This is a genomic window from Priestia aryabhattai B8W22, from assembly GCF_000956595.1.
In the GTDB taxonomy this organism is placed as follows: Bacteria; Bacillota; Bacilli; order Bacillales; family Bacillaceae_H; genus Priestia; species Priestia aryabhattai.
Map to the genome: position 1 here is coordinate 22,700 of NZ_JYOO01000005.1, position 14,664 is coordinate 37,363.

12 protein-coding genes are annotated in these 14,664 nt (G+C 38.5%); 1 reads left to right on the forward strand and 11 read right to left on the reverse strand.

Going from position 1 to position 14,664, the window contains the following annotated elements:
- Genes N178_RS05340 through hemA form a run of 4 tightly spaced genes read right to left on the reverse strand, consistent with a single transcriptional unit; the run spans window position 1 to window position 3,908 of the window.
- A complete protein-coding gene (locus tag N178_RS05340) occupies window positions 1–774 on the reverse strand; it encodes a uroporphyrinogen-III synthase (RefSeq protein WP_045291100.1) in 774 nt (257 codons plus the stop codon).
- The gene (gene hemC / locus N178_RS05345) at window positions 774–1,706 is read right to left on the reverse strand and encodes a hydroxymethylbilane synthase (protein WP_045291102.1); all 933 of its coding nucleotides are present in this window, start codon (window positions 1,704–1,706) and stop codon (window positions 774–776) included. Before hemC ends, N178_RS05340 begins: the two co-directional genes overlap by 1 nt.
- Window positions 1,707–1,719: 13 nt before the next feature.
- Window positions 1,720–2,553 (reverse strand): cytochrome C assembly family protein, encoded by an 834-nt coding sequence (locus tag N178_RS05350; RefSeq protein ID WP_045291104.1) that lies wholly within the window; start codon window positions 2,551–2,553, stop codon window positions 1,720–1,722.
- 14 nt (window positions 2,554–2,567) lie between these two features.
- Window positions 2,568–3,908 (reverse strand): glutamyl-tRNA reductase, encoded by a 1,341-nt coding sequence (hemA, locus tag N178_RS05355; RefSeq protein WP_045291105.1) that lies wholly within the window; start codon window positions 3,906–3,908, stop codon window positions 2,568–2,570.
- A 329-nt stretch (window positions 3,909–4,237) separates the two neighbouring features.
- On the opposite strand from hemA, the gene N178_RS05360 reads away from it, so the two are divergent.
- Window positions 4,238–4,723: a LiaF transmembrane domain-containing protein gene (locus tag N178_RS05360; protein WP_013059363.1), complete on the forward strand. Its 486-nt coding sequence runs from the start codon at window positions 4,238–4,240 to the stop codon at window positions 4,721–4,723.
- Between the two features lie 92 nt (window positions 4,724–4,815).
- Here the strand turns inward: N178_RS05360 and yihA are convergent, their stop codons facing one another.
- The 7 genes from yihA to leuD all read right to left on the reverse strand — a co-directional run bounded on the left by yihA (window position 4,816) and on the right by leuD (window position 14,655).
- A complete protein-coding gene (gene yihA, locus N178_RS05365) occupies window positions 4,816–5,403 on the reverse strand; it encodes a ribosome biogenesis GTP-binding protein YihA/YsxC (RefSeq protein ID WP_013059364.1) in 588 nt (195 codons plus the stop codon).
- Window positions 5,400–7,724 carry an endopeptidase La gene (lon, locus tag N178_RS05370; protein ID WP_016765665.1) on the reverse strand — a complete coding sequence of 775 codons (2,325 nt, stop codon included), beginning with the start codon at window positions 7,722–7,724 and terminating at the stop codon, window positions 5,400–5,402. The genes yihA and lon overlap by 4 nt, the downstream gene beginning before the upstream one ends.
- Before the next feature lie 259 nt (window positions 7,725–7,983).
- Window positions 7,984–9,651: an ATP-dependent protease LonB gene (gene lonB, locus N178_RS05375; protein WP_013085136.1), complete on the reverse strand. Its 1,668-nt coding sequence runs from the start codon at window positions 9,649–9,651 to the stop codon at window positions 7,984–7,986.
- A gap of 152 nt (window positions 9,652–9,803) precedes the next feature.
- The gene (clpX, locus tag N178_RS05380) at window positions 9,804–11,069 is read right to left on the reverse strand and encodes an ATP-dependent protease ATP-binding subunit ClpX (protein WP_013059367.1); all 1,266 of its coding nucleotides are present in this window, start codon (window positions 11,067–11,069) and stop codon (window positions 9,804–9,806) included.
- A gap of 384 nt (window positions 11,070–11,453) precedes the next feature.
- Entirely contained in the window at window positions 11,454–12,740 is a 1,287-nt protein-coding gene (gene tig / locus N178_RS05385; protein ID WP_016765666.1) for a trigger factor, read from the reverse strand.
- 221 nt (window positions 12,741–12,961) lie between these two features.
- A complete protein-coding gene (locus N178_RS05390) occupies window positions 12,962–13,963 on the reverse strand; it encodes a tetratricopeptide repeat protein (RefSeq protein WP_045291107.1) in 1,002 nt (333 codons plus the stop codon).
- 101 nt (window positions 13,964–14,064) lie between these two features.
- The gene (leuD, locus tag N178_RS05395) at window positions 14,065–14,655 is read right to left on the reverse strand and encodes a 3-isopropylmalate dehydratase small subunit (protein ID WP_013059370.1); all 591 of its coding nucleotides are present in this window, start codon (window positions 14,653–14,655) and stop codon (window positions 14,065–14,067) included.
- Window positions 14,656–14,664: the final 9 nt, after the last annotated feature.

Consider the following 14,664-nt stretch of genomic DNA (forward strand, 5'->3'; position numbering starts at 1 on the left):
TTATTCAAAACAACTAACCAACATATCTATCATACCATTTATTGTGTATGTGTTAGGAACAAGATGCTTAATTCCATATTCGCTCGCTGTCTGACTTGTAATAGGACCGATACAAACCACTTTCGTCCGATTCACCAGCTCGAGCCAATTCGGAATGTCTTGAACGGACTCCACAAAAAATCTCACCGTAGAAGAGCTTGTAAAAGTAATCGCATCAATTCCTCTTTCTAAATGTTGCTTAACCACTCGTTCAGACTCTTGATTTCGAATGGTCTGATATATGATTAAATCCGTTAAATCATACTCTTTTAGCCCATCTCTTAAAACAGAGCGGGCTAATTGTCCTCGTACAAGAAGAACTCGCTCGTGACGTGAAACATTTGCTTTTAACGATTCAAGAAGTGATTCTGCAACGTATTCTTTGGGAACAAGCTGCACGTTCACATCGTATTTTTCTAGCAATTTTGCGGTTTTTTCTCCAACTGCAGCCACTTTTAATGGTTTTAAAGCATTCAAACTGATATCTAACTCTTTTAGCCATTCGAGAAAAAAAGAAATGCCGTTTTGACTTGTAAAAACAACCCAGTCAAATGAATTAATCGACAGCAGGACGTCTTCCACTTCTTGTTCGTTGTTAGAACGTGCGAACGTAAGGACTGGTAAACTTAAAGGTGTGCCTCCAAGCTTTTTAATCTGTGCTGCAAATGAATGAGCCTGCTTCGCTTCTCTTGTAATCAAAACTTTTTTCAAAAAAAGAGGAGCCTCATGACTCATTACTTGTCCAGCTCCTCTTTTACACGATCAATTAAAAGCTTAGCTCCTTGAGAGATTAAACGCTCAGCAGCCTCTGAACCGATAGCAACGGGGTCTTTTCCCGTAATGTGCTCTTTATAAATCGTTTTGCCATCAGGAGACGCAACTAGCGACGTTAGCTCAATGTTTCCACCGTCTACTATACGTCCGTATCCCGCAATCGGCACTTGACATCCGCCTTCCATCTCTTTTAAAAATACTCGTTCAGCGCTAACAGCACGAGCCGTTTCATCATGATTTAGAGCTTGAAGAAGCGATAATAATTCATCGTCATTTTCTCGGCATTCAATAGCTAAAGCTCCTTGTCCTACAGCGGGAACGCTTATTTCCGGCTCTAGGTACTGAGTGACCGTATCTTTTGACCAGCCCATACGAGATAACCCTGCAGCTGCCAAGATAATCGCATCGTAATCTTCATTTTTTAATTTCTCTAGGCGTGTGTCGATATTTCCTCGAATCCATTTAATTTCGATATCTGCACGCATAGATAGAAGCTGTGCCCCTCGACGCAAGCTGCTTGTCCCAATCACAGCACCGCTTGGTAAGTTCTCAAATCTCTCACCATTTTTTGAAATAAGCGCATCACGATGATCTTCTCGTAAAGGAATACATCCAATCGTTAACCCTTCTGGTAAAACAGCCGGCATATCTTTCATACTATGAACGGCCATATCAATTTCTTCATCTAACATGGCCTGTTCAATTTCTTTTACAAAAAGACCTTTACCGCCTACTTTGGACAGCGTTACATTTAAAATTTGATCCCCTTTTGTAACCATTTCTTTAATTTCAAACTCAAAAGGAAGACCTTGTTTTTTTAACTGTTCAATGACCCACTTGGTCTGTGTTAACGCAAGTTTGCTTCGACGAGAGCCGACAATAATTTTTCGCATGTTGTCCTCCTAATTACGAACCCCAAAAGTGAAAATTCGATAAACTGCCAAATAAAAAGAAATTAATAAGTAAGACTAAGAACAACCCAATATTCCACATCGCGATTGCCTTTCCTTGAATACCTCTGCGCAGTCTAGCATACAAGTAAGCGCTGTATGCAACAAACATTAAAAATGAACCTAACACTTTTGTATCGTACCAATGAAAATCTACGTATTTAATATAAGCCCATATGATTCCTAAGATTAACGAAAGCAATAACAGCGGTACACCAATTAAAATTAATACATAGGACATGTAGTCTAGCTTTGTTAAATCTTCAATTCTTAGCAAGCGCTTGCCCCATTTCTTCTTTTTCAATAAATTATACTGAACGAGATACAGAGCAGAAAAAACAAACGAGACTGAAAAAGCGCCGTAAGATAAAATAGCCATGGTAATATGGATGATTAATAATTCTGACACAAGGCGCTCCGACTGGACAGCCGTGTATGTTTCAAGTGGAGCAAACGTATGAATAGCCATAATTAAGAAACCAATCACATTTGTAAAAAATACCATAAAATCAACGCGGAATAAACGATTAATCACAAGTGAAAGAGTAATTAACACCCACGCGTAAAAATACAGCCCTTCAGAAACGGTGAGAATTGGAAATCTCCCCGTATCAAACATTCGTAAAATTAAAAAGGCTGTTTGCAAAACCCACACAATAGAAAGTAACCAGAAGGCTATCGAGTTTGCCTTCCGGTTATTTTGTACAAAATCAATAAAATATAATAAAACGCTCACCGCGTATAAAATCACAATCAATTCATAGATTCTGGTTAATTCCATATCAACCATTATTCAATCCTCACTTAAGACTGATAAGCTACTGAATGAGACGTAATCGATGTATGAAGCTGCTCTTCTTTTTCTTTTTGCAAAGCAACTTCCTGTTCAATATTAAAAATCTTCATGAACAGCTCTAAAGACTCTTCAGCATGTTTCTCTCCAGCCAATTCTTTCGCGTGTAAAATTGGATCGCGAAGAAGTTGATTAATTATACTTTTTGTATGTTTATTTAACACTTTGCGCTCACGCTCAGATAAATCTGGGAGCTTACGATCAATGCTTTTCATCGTTTCAGCTTGAATGGTAAGTGCTTTTTGACGAAGTGCAGAAATAACAGGCACAACGCCTAATGTACCAAGCCAAGACTTGAAAGCAACAATTTCAGCTTCAAGCATAATTTCAATTTCATCCGCAGCTTTTTGACGCTCTTGCAAATTGGATTCTACAATCCCGTTTAAATCGTCGATATCGTATAAAAAGACCGTCTCTAGCTCATCTAGTTCTGGATCTAAGTCACGCGGAACGGCGATGTCTACCATAAACAATGGGCGGCCTTTACGCGTACGCTCGGCTTCACTCATCATTTGTTTCGTTACTACATAGTCATTAGCTCCTGTTGAACTAATTAAGATATCTGCTTCGCTTAAAGCATGTTGAAGATCAGCAAATGGTTTGGCTTCTCCAGAAAAACGGTTTGCTAGCTCCTGTGCCTTTTCAAATGTTCGATTCACTACCGTTACTTTTTTAGCCCCGCTGCCATATAAATTCTGTACGGCAAGCTGACCCATTTTTCCCGCACCAAGAATCAACACATGTTTGGATGATAAGTCCCCAAAAATCTTTTTAGCAAGCTCTACGGCTGCATAGCTGACAGAAACTGCATTCGCACCAATTTCTGTTTCATGATGAGCTTTTTTAGCTAATGTCACTGCTTGTTTAAACAGCTGATTAAAAACCGTTCCAATTGTTTCTTCTTCTTGAGCAAGCAAAAAGCTTGAACGCACTTGTCCAAGAATTTGTGTTTCACCAATCACCATTGAATCTAATCCACATGCTACTCGGTATAAATGTTCGATGGCTCCATCATTTTCATAGATGGTTAAATAAGGAGAAAACTCTTCTTTATCTATTCCGAACCATTGAGCTAAAAATGCTTTTACATAGTAACGGCCCGTGTGTAATTGATCAACAACAGCATAAATTTCCGTACGATTGCATGTTGAAACAATGATGTTTTCCAAAATACTTTTTTGGCCGCTTAACGTTTTCATGGCAGATGCTAGTTCTTGCTCATTAAAACTAAGCTTTTCTCTTATTTCAACAGGGGCTGTTCGAAAGTTTAAGCCGACTGCTATAATATGCATTTGTACATACCCCCTACAATTGAAATGTGCTTATTTATCCGAATTTGACGGGCAGTAACCCCTAAATTTCCACAGAGCTACAGTGAGATAACTGCCCGTAAAATCCGGCGTTCTTCATTCTACTATTCGTAAAAACCGGCGGACATTACACAAATGTAAGCTTCGCCTTATCTCTAACTATTATAACATGTTCTATAAGTCATTCGAAAAAAAAATGTGAACAGTCTTTGAAAACATGTGTTAAGATATTAACTGTTATTCCGTAATAAATTGTATCAAAAAAGCAGCGTTTTATCACGTTTTCTGTTTTGAAACACCTGGAGGTTACTATGAAAAAGCAATCAATGTTTTTTGGTGTCTTACTAGTTGGATTTGGAATCTTTTTCTTACTGAATGAACTACATATGAGCATTGCAGCAAAGGTATACACGTGGCCTGTACTGTTAATTTTAATAGGAGCAGCCCTGTTAACTGAGTCTGCTTTATCTCAAGATCATTCAAACTTGCTTGCAAGCTACATATTAATCACTTTAGGTATTCATTTCTATGTAAGTGAACAAATTCCCTTTTGGCCTACGAATATTAGCATGGTCGTTTTTATGGTGGCCATTAGCTTTTTACTCAGTGCTAGAAAAGCCAAATCAGGCTTTTTCCAAGGCGGCACCCTTTTAATTATTGCCATTTTAATGATGTTTTCAGACCGTCTCAAACTATTTTTGCCAAAAGTTGAAGACGGCGTAAATTATTTAACAACCTTCTGGCCTATTTTATTGTTACTAGTTGGGCTATATTTATTATTTTTCAAACGAAAGTAATCTATGTAAACAAGTTAAAAAATGGAACGTTTGACTCACTTCCTGTTAGAGTGATGATAAACGTTCCATTTTTTTAGCTTCTATTCCTTTGTTTAGTGAGTCATGCGATACTGCAAAGATTTCCACGCTTTATCTTTTCCTTCACCTGTTTCAGATGAGAAATGAATTAATTCATCATTTGGATCTAAATCCAGCGTTTCTCTCACTACTTTTAAGTGTTTTTGCCATTTTCCTTTAGGAATTTTATCGGCTTTCGTCGCAATAACCATAACGGGAAGGTCATGGTGCTTCAAAAATTCATACATCATAACGTCATCCTTTGAAGGGGCATGGCGTAGATCAACAATCATTAACACAGCTTTAAGCTGCTCACGATTTGTTAAATACGTTTCAATCATTTTCCCCCATGCTTCACGCTCTTTTTTAGACACTTTTGCAAATCCGTAGCCAGGTACGTCTACAAAGTGAAGGATTTCATTAATTAAAAAGAAGTTAAGCGTTTGAGTTTTTCCAGGCTTAGACGACGTACGCGCTAAGCTTTTGCGATTGAGCATCTTATTAATAAAAGATGATTTTCCTACATTTGAACGGCCTGCTAACGCAAACTCTGGCAGGTTTTCTTTAGGATATTGTTCAGGGCGTACGGCACTGATGACAATATCGGCTTGAGTTACTTTCATTTTACCTCTCCTACTAGCGCATGTTCCAATACTTGGTCCACATGTGACACAAGAACGATGTCTAATTCCTCTTGTACACTGTCAGGGATATCTTCAATATCACGTTCATTATCATGAGGGATTAATATTTTAGTTAATCCGGCACGATGTGCACTAAGTGACTTTTCTTTTAAACCGCCGATTGGTAATACGCGACCTCTTAGTGTAATTTCTCCTGTCATTCCTACTTCTCTACGCACTGGTTTACCCGTTAGTGCTGATACGAGAGCAGTGGCAATGGTAATTCCTGCAGAAGGTCCATCCTTTGGTACAGCTCCTTCTGGAACATGGATATGGATATCATGTTTTTCATAAAACTTTTCATCAATTCCTAGTTTCTCTGCATTTGAACGCACGTAGCTAAATGCTGCCTGAGCTGATTCTTTCATCACATCTCCAAGCTTTCCTGTTAGCACTAGTCTTCCTTTACCAGGGGACAAGCTTACTTCAATGGCTAGCGTGTCTCCTCCTACAGTTGTGTAAGCAAGACCTGTAGCAACGCCGACTTGATCTTCCGTCTCAGCCTGTCCGTAACGGAACCTAGGCTTACCAAGGAATTCTTCAAGCGTTTTGGCCGTCACCACCACGCGTTTTTTCTCGCCAGAGACTACGATGCGAGCTGCTTTTCGGCAAATGGAAGCAATTTCGCGTTCAAGGTTACGAACACCAGCTTCTCTCGTATATAAACGGATGATGGCTGTTAACGCGTCATCGCGAATCTGCAAATTGCCCTTTTGCAGTCCGTGGTTTTCTAACTGGCGGAGCAATAAGTGACGCTTCGCAATTTCAAGCTTTTCCAGCTCCGTGTAACCAGCAATTTGAATAATTTCCATTCGATCGCGCAGCGGCCCCGGAATTGTAGCTAAGTTATTAGCTGTAGCCACGAACATCACTTTTGATAAATCATACGTTTCTTCTATATAGTGATCGCTGAAATTATGGTTTTGTTCAGGATCCAATACTTCTAACAGTGCAGAAGACGGATCTCCTCGGAAATCATTTGACATTTTATCGATTTCATCAAGCAGAAATACCGGATTAATCGTTCCTGCTTTTTTCATTCCTTGAATAATGCGTCCAGGCATAGCTCCCACGTACGTGCGACGATGACCGCGGATTTCAGACTCATCTCTCACACCGCCTAGAGATACTCGTACAAAATGACGGTCTAGAGACGTAGCAATTGAGCGGGCTAGGGATGTTTTCCCTACGCCAGGAGGTCCTGCTAAACATAAAATAGGACCTTTAAGAGATTTTGTCAACTGCTGCACAGCTAGATATTCTAATACGCGTTCCTTCACCTTTTCAAGGCCATAGTGCTCATCGTTCAGCACTTGTTCAGCATTATGAATATTGAGCGTATCTTCCGTTTCATTTGTCCAAGGCAGCGCAATCAACCACTCGATATAATTTCGAATAACTGAGCTTTCAGCGGAGGTAGCAGGAATTTTTTCATAGCGATCCAATTCTTTAAACGCCACTTGTTTAACATGGTCCGTCATCCCACTTGCTTCAATTTTTTCGCGAAGTGTTGCTACTTCTCCCGTCTTTCCTTCTTTGTCTCCAAGCTCTTTTTGAATCGCCTTCATTTGCTCACGAAGATAATACTCTTTCTGAGTGCGTTCCATTGATTTCTTTACACGCTGTCCAATTTTTTTCTCCAGCTGCAAAACTTCTTGCTCGTCTTGAATATGAGAAATGATCGTATTTAACCTTTCTTTCACATCAGTTATTTCTAAAATTTCTTGTTTAAGCTGAATTTTTATTGGTAAATGAGAGGCTACAATATCGGCTAATCTTCCTGGTTCTTCAATGTCGCTTACGGTTGAAAGAGTTTCAACGGACACCTTTTTGGAAAGTTTTATGTATTGTTCGAAATAGTCTAAAAGCGTGCGCATCAGCGCTTTATCTTCTACATCAACCTGATGTTCTTCGTTTTGCTTTTCCACGTGCACAACAAAATATTCTTCGCTGTCTTCAAATTCTGTAACGGTTACGCGATTCAGTCCTTCTACTAAGACGCGCATCGTTCCATTCGGCAGCTTTAGCATTTGTTTAATTTTTGCTAACGTACCGGTTCTATATAAATCCTCTTTTGTTGGTTCATCGATACCCATATCTTTTTGTGATACTAAACAAACTAAGTGATCATCCATCATTGCTTTTTCTAATGCTTGCACAGATTTATCTCGCCCAACATCTAAATGAAGCACCATTGTCGGATAGACGATCAAACCTCGTAAAGGCAGTAGCGGCATTGTCAATTTTTCTTTTTCTGCCATGCAATGAACACCTCCAATGCTCGTCAATTAAAGTATGTAAAGTGTGAATTCTTTTAACAATTTTATCTCATTTGTATACACATGTCTAACAATAGTAATTACTAATTGTACCATGAGAAAGAATTAAAAGGCAAAATATATCTTTTTAAGCTCTTTTCATAAAAAAACGCCTTTTTCGTTGGCTGTGTATAAAGGTTTTATACGCGAAAAAGGCGATGAATATTCATCTGACCATTAATTTTTAATTATCATGATAGAATTAGCTAGATTCTCTAGTTGAAATAGCTGGATCTACCGACAAATGTGCAACATGCTCATGTACAGACAATAGTGCTTGTTCGAACACCTCTGTTAAATGATGGACAGGAATAATATCGATACCTTTTACCTTTTCTACCATTGCATTCATATTTTCTTTTGGCACAATCACCGTCTGAACGCCTGCTTGTTTTGCTGCCTTGATTTTTGGAATCACGCCCCCAATTGGCTTTACGTTGCCGTGCAGACCAATTTCTCCTGTCATTGCTACCGTATGTTTGATTGGAACTTCATAAATCGCTGAGTAGATACCTGTTGCCATCGCAATACCGGCAGAAGGTCCATCAATTGGCACGCCTCCCGGAAAGTTCACATGAATATCATACTCATCCGCTGGAACATCCATTGAGCGAAGAACAGTTATGACATTTTCAATTGAGCTTTTAGCCATACTTTTACGGCGAATAGACTTCCCTTGAGTCCCTATACTTTCCTCTTCAACGATACCCGTAATAATAATGTTCCCTTTCTCTTTTGCAGGAATCGCTTTGACTTCAATTTCTAAAAGTGCTCCAGAGTTGGGCCCGTACACCGCTAATCCATTAATAAGCCCCACTTTTTCCTCATCTGCAATTTTCGGATCGTGTCTTGGAGATAGTTGGCTAGAATGAACAATCCATTCAATATCTTCATTTTTAATGTCCGTTCGTTCCTCTGATATCGCTAATCCAGCCGCAATTTGCATCATATTAACCGTTTCACGTCCATTGCGTGCATATGTAGAAAACAGAGATAAACCTTCTTCTGATATATCCATTCTTACTTTATTTGCTGCTTTTTTTGCAACTGTAATAATTTCGTCGCGATCAAGCTCACGGAAAAATACCTCTACGCATCTGGAACGAATGGCAGGCGGAATTTCATTAGGCGTTCTAGTCGTCGCACCAATCAAACGAAAGTCTGCTGGCAACCCATTTTGAAAAATATCGTGAATATGTGTTGGGATTTGTGTGTTTTCTTCGCTGTAATAGGCGCTTTCCATAAACACTTTTCGATCTTCTAGAACCTTTAACAGCTTATTCATCTGAATAGGATGGAGCTCTCCAATTTCATCAATAAATAAAATCCCCCCGTGTGCATCTGTAACCGCTCCTTGTTTTGGCTGCGGAATTCCAGCTTGACCCATGGCACCTGCTCCTTGGTAAATAGGATCATGAACAGACCCAATCAAAGGATCAGCAATGCCTCGCTCATCAAAACGCGCCGTAGTTGCATCTAATTCTACAAATACAGCCGATTGTTTGAAAGGTGATTTTTTATTTTTTTTTGCTTCTTCTAACACTAAACGTGCTGCTGCTGTTTTTCCTACTCCAGGCGGCCCGTATACAATCACGTGCTGTGGATTAGGACCGCAAAGGGCAGCCTTTAGTGACCGAATTCCATCCTCTTGTCCGACAATATCGGAGAAGCTAGACGGCCTCACACGTTCAGCAAGCGGCTCAGTTAAAGAGATGGCTCTCATCTTCTGCAATTGCTCCATTTCTTTCTTTGAATCCCGGTCAATTGAGACTTTTTGCGTACGCTGATTGCGTAATAAATTCCAAAAATATAAGCCAATGATGATACCAAAAAAGAGTTGGACCATTAAGGCAATATTCGTCCAGTTCATAGATAAACCTCCTGCGCAGTTTAGTAAGATAATTATCAGTTATTATCTCCCTGCAGCAGTAGGAATAAACAAGATTCTAGTAAAAAGTAAAATTTAGTTGTGCTTCATCACCAGAAAAAAGCCGGGTACTCAAATTGAGTACCCGGCTTTTTTTATGCTGATGTTTTGCTGCCTTCTTGAATGGTAGATCCGTCTTCTAATACGAACTTAGGAGCCGCTTGATCACGAACGGTTTCACCTGTGATAATACATTTTGTAATATCATCACGTGAAGGAAGATCAAACATTACATCTAACATAATACCTTCAATGATTGAACGTAGACCACGAGCACCTGTTTTACGCTCGATTGCTTTTTTAGAAATTTCTACTAAAGCCTCGTCTTCGAATTCAAGTTCAACGTCATCAAGTTCAAGCATTTTTTGATATTGTTTCACTAGTGCATTTTTCGGTTTTGTTAAAATCTCAACTAGCGCTTCTTCATCAAGAGGCACTAAGCTAGCAGTAACCGGTAAACGACCAATAAACTCTGGAATTAAACCAAATTTTAATAAATCTTCCGGTAATACTTTTGCTAGTAACTCTTTTTCTGTAAAGTCTTGTTGTTTTGTTTCTGAACCGAAACCAATTACTTTTTTACCTAGACGACGCTTAATAATAGGTTCGATTCCGTCAAATGCACCACCACAAATAAATAAGATATTTGTGGTATCAATTTGAATAAATTCTTGATGAGGGTGTTTACGTCCGCCTTGAGGAGGAACACTTGCTACAGTACCTTCTAAGATTTTAAGAAGAGCCTGCTGCACACCTTCACCTGATACATCACGTGTAATAGATGGGTTTTCAGACTTACGCGCTACTTTATCAATTTCATCGATGTAGATGATACCTTTTTCAGCTTTCTCCACATCGTAATCAGCTGATTGAATTAATTTTAATAAGATGTTTTCAACATCTTCTCCTACATAACCCGCTTCTGTTAGAGATGTTGCATCTGCAATCGCAAACGGTACGTTTAAAATACGAGCCAATGTTTGAGCTAGTAAAGTTTTACCGCTTCCTGTAGGTCCAATTAATGCAATATTACTTTTTGATAACTCAACGTCATCAATTTTACTGTTTGAATTGATTCGTTTGTAATGGTTGTATACTGCAACGGATAACGATTTTTTCGCATCCTCTTGACCAATTACATACTCATCTAAAATGTCACGAATTTCTTTTGGTTTTGGTACATCTTTAAATTCTACTTCTTCTTCTGTACCTAACTCTTCTTCTACGATTTCCGTGCAAAGTTCAATACATTCATCGCATATGTAAACACCTGGACCCGCAACTAACTTGCGTACTTGTTCTTGTGTTTTACCACAAAATGAGCATTTTAACTGCCCTTTTTCATCGTTAAATTTAAACATAATTTTCACCCCTTGTAGTATTTACTAAAGTGCTCGAAGCTGATTTCTATCCGCGCTATAGCCCAACAACATGAACAACTCATCTATTTGTAGGTAAATGCCCCTCTTTATCACATAGTAAAAGCGCTATGAAAAGATTTGTATTGCATTTTACCATACATTTTCTTGAATAGATACTAAAACGTTTTATGTATATGTTGTTGATGAGCATAACAGAATGGAGATCTGCTATTATATAGTGTCCTCTTATTGGGCCTATTTCATAACCACGGATTTCAAACAATGGGTTAAAGCTGCTTCTACGGTGTTGGTTATGATATAAAAAAACTATTGAAGTTTATAAAACAAGGCACGATCAAGTCGCGCCTTGTTTCTTACTTACTATTATGCAACAGCTTTGCTGTTTTCTACAAGAAATTCAACTGCTTTACGTACTTTCATGTCTTCTTTAATGCTATCAAGACTGCCAAGCACTTTCTTAATTTCTTCGACAGGCATGTTGTACATTCCTGCCATGTTTTCTAATTCTTTTTCTACTTCTTCTTCGCTTACTTCAAGATTTTCAGCTTTTGAAATAGCTTCTAGCGTTAAGTTGATTTTTACACGCTTTTCAGCATCCGGACGCATTTGGTCGCGAAGAGCTTTTTCATCTTGACCTGAGAATTGGAAGTAAAGTTCAAGGTTAAGACCTTGCATTTGTAAACGTTGTTCAAACTCTTGCATCATACGATCCATTTCAGTGTTGAACATTGCTTCTGGAATTTCTACTTCAGCATTTTCAGCAGCTTTTTCTACTAAAGTGTCGCGAAGAGCTGATTCCGCTTGATTCTCTTTATCGCTTTGTAATTTTTCTTTTGTTTTTGCTTTTAACGCTTCTAAAGTTTCTACTTCTTCATCTACGTCTTTTGCAAACTCATCGTCTAAAGCTGGAAGCTCTTTAGATTTGATTTCGTGTAATTTCACTTTGAATTTAGCAGCTTTACCAGCTAGCTCTTCAGCGTGATACTCTTCAGGGAATGTTACTTCCACTTCTTTTTCAGCGCCTACTTCAAGACCAACTAGTTGCTCTTCAAAGCCAGGGATGAATGTGTTAGAACCGATTTCTAAAGAATAGTTTTCGCCTTTTCCGCCTTCAAATGCTTCGCCATCAACGAAACCTTCAAAGTCGATTACAGCTGTATCGCCTTCAGCTACTGTTCCTTCTTCTTTAACAACTAGTTCAGCGTGACGCTCTTGAAGTGTTTTTAATTCAGCTTCAACGTCTTCGTCTGTTACAGTTGTATCAACTTTTTCTACTTCTAAGTTTTTGTATTCGCCTAATTTAACTTCAGGCTTAACAGTTACTTTAGCAGTGAAAACTAAAGGTTGTCCTTTTTCGATTGTTTCAACATCGATTTCTGGACGATCAACCGGCTCGATACCAGCTTCAACAATTGCATTGCTGTAAGCTTCAGGTAATAAGATGTCTAGTGCATCTTGGTATAAAGATTCTACGCCAAAACGTTTTTCGAAAAGTGGACGAGGCATTTTACCTTTACGGAACCCTGGTACGTTTACTTGTTTTACAACTTTTGTGAATGCTTTATCTAAGGCTTTATCAAACTCAGCAGCTTCAACTTCTACTGTTAAAACGCCTTGATTTCCTTCTTGTTTTTCCCATTTTGCAGACATGAATGTTTCCCTCCAAAATCATTTTAAGTAGTGATTTCTAAATTAGATAATGCAGATAGCCTATCAGTTCAAACCTCAATCATTATCTATTTAACTCCCTACTACTTTAAAGTAAGTAGGAATGTAATGTAAAGATGAAATTCTACTATACGTATTTAAGTGCATTTTACAACCATTATATTATAACATACAACAATGACGTTTCAACTAAACACCACATTTTATATAAAAGAAATTTCTTCAATTTCTTTTAGCTCTTTAATTGCCTTTCTTAATTCAGCTGCGGAGAAACTTCCGTCTTCCTCTGCTACAGCTGCATCTGACTCTTCTCCTTGCATCATCAGACTAACAGCATACACCGCTTCTGTCCAAAGTTTTACATTATCACCCGGTAAAAACGGAAATGTTATAAATAAATGACGCTGCCATATCTCAACGGCAACCTGCAGCAATGTAGGATTTTCATGCTCCAGCTTTTCCGTCAGCTGCGCTTCTACTTGCTCGGCAAACAAATACGGTGTTGTTCGTTGAAGCTGAAGCGCATTTACTTTTTTCGTCTCTCCAAACTTAGTAATCATAAAATCAATGTCTACTTCTTCTTCCATGACTGTTTTTAAAGCGACTGTTTTTACGATAGGGTGAACAGCTTCAGATGAAAATAGCTGTTCCAGAAAGAAGCGCTGCTTTTCAATTCTCTTCGTTTTTAATGAATGAACCCATTCAAGCTGATCTTGAATATTGTCTAGAGCTGTGAATGATTTAAACTGCTCCAGCTGTTCTTCTTCTGTTTGTTCTTCTATGACTTGTTCTTGATTCATTCTATTCTTGCAGAACTCCAATAGCTGATAAAGCTGTTCAGCATGTTCAGAAGGGAGTTTGTGTTCTTGAATAACTGCTTGTAGAGTGACATATCCTTCATGATAGTGACCAAGCTGAATTAACACCATGAGGTACATTTGCAAATTATGATAATAATCGCCAATATCTTCTTTCAGCATTTGCTCACATAATTCCTTAGCTATGCCTGCATCACCGAGCTCCACGTGACAAATAACAAGGCCAAGCAAAATTTCATGATGCTTATTGTCAAGTTCGTAGGCCTGCTCAAATAAAGGAAGTGCTTCTTGAAATTGCTTGTGCTGCATATGATCTGTAGCTTTTTCAACCAACCGTTCTTTTAATAGAGGAAAAGCTACAATTTTGTTTTGTTGTTCATTCGACATGTTTTCTCCCCACTTCGCGGTCCATTTGCTTTACAGTTTAGCAATTGAATTAACGGAACGCAAAAAAATCGAGCAAAATTATAATTTTGCTCGATTTTTGGTTAATATCTTACCGTTTTTGCTTCATAAGCAGAAATATCGTCTTCAAAAGAAAGCGTATAGCCAATTTCATCATATCCGTTAACAAGCATATATTTCCAATGGCCATTGATATCAAACGTACGTTCAAAACCTGCTTCATCGGTAATTTTTTGCTGATGAAGATCGATTGTACAGGCGTAAGAAGCACTTTGAGACTCTTTCATTAAATAGGAAACATCTTCTTTTGGTAAAACAATAGGTAAAATACCGTTTTTTAAACAGTTTTGTTTAAAAATATCTGCAAATGAAGGTGCGATAATGGCACGAAACCCGTAGTCTAAAAGGGCCCACGGAGCGTGTTCACGTGACGAACCACATCCGAAGTTCTCGTCAGCTACAAGAATTGTTGCTCCTTGATTTTGAGGCTGATTTAATTCAAATGTTTCATTTAACGTTTCATCTTCATTGTATCGCCAATCAAAAAATAGAAATTGGCCAAAGCCAGTACGCTCAATTCTTTTCAAAAATTGCTTTGGGATAATTTGATCAGTATCTACGTTTGCTCGGTCGAGACCTGCTACTTTCCCTGTATGGATTGTAAAAGCATTCATCTGTGTTCT

Bases quoted from the DNA above. Each gene is read 5' to 3' on its own strand.
- N178_RS05340 (WP_045291100.1), bottom strand. From the start codon at position 774: ATGAGTCATGAGGCTCCTCTTTTTTTGAAAAAAGTTTTGATTACAAGA.
- hemC (WP_045291102.1), bottom strand. From the start codon at position 1,706: ATGCGAAAAATTATTGTCGGCTCTCGTCGAAGCAAACTTGCGTTAACA.
- N178_RS05350 (WP_045291104.1), bottom strand. From the start codon at position 2,553: ATGGTTGATATGGAATTAACCAGAATCTATGAATTGATTGTGATTTTA.
- hemA (WP_045291105.1), bottom strand. From the start codon at position 3,908: ATGCATATTATAGCAGTCGGCTTAAACTTTCGAACAGCCCCTGTTGAA.
- N178_RS05360 (WP_013059363.1), top strand. From the start codon at position 4,238: ATGAAAAAGCAATCAATGTTTTTTGGTGTCTTACTAGTTGGATTTGGA.
- yihA (WP_013059364.1), bottom strand. From the start codon at position 5,403: ATGAAAGTAACTCAAGCCGATATTGTCATCAGTGCCGTACGCCCTGAA.
- lon (WP_016765665.1), bottom strand. From the start codon at position 7,724: ATGGCAGAAAAAGAAAAATTGACAATGCCGCTACTGCCTTTACGAGGT.
- lonB (WP_013085136.1), bottom strand. From the start codon at position 9,651: ATGAACTGGACGAATATTGCCTTAATGGTCCAACTCTTTTTTGGTATC.
- clpX (WP_013059367.1), bottom strand. From the start codon at position 11,069: ATGTTTAAATTTAACGATGAAAAAGGGCAGTTAAAATGCTCATTTTGT.
- tig (WP_016765666.1), bottom strand. From the start codon at position 12,740: ATGTCTGCAAAATGGGAAAAACAAGAAGGAAATCAAGGCGTTTTAACA.
- N178_RS05390 (WP_045291107.1), bottom strand. From the start codon at position 13,963: ATGTCGAATGAACAACAAAACAAAATTGTAGCTTTTCCTCTATTAAAA.
- leuD (WP_013059370.1), bottom strand. From the start codon at position 14,655: ATGAATGCTTTTACAATCCATACAGGGAAAGTAGCAGGTCTCGACCGA.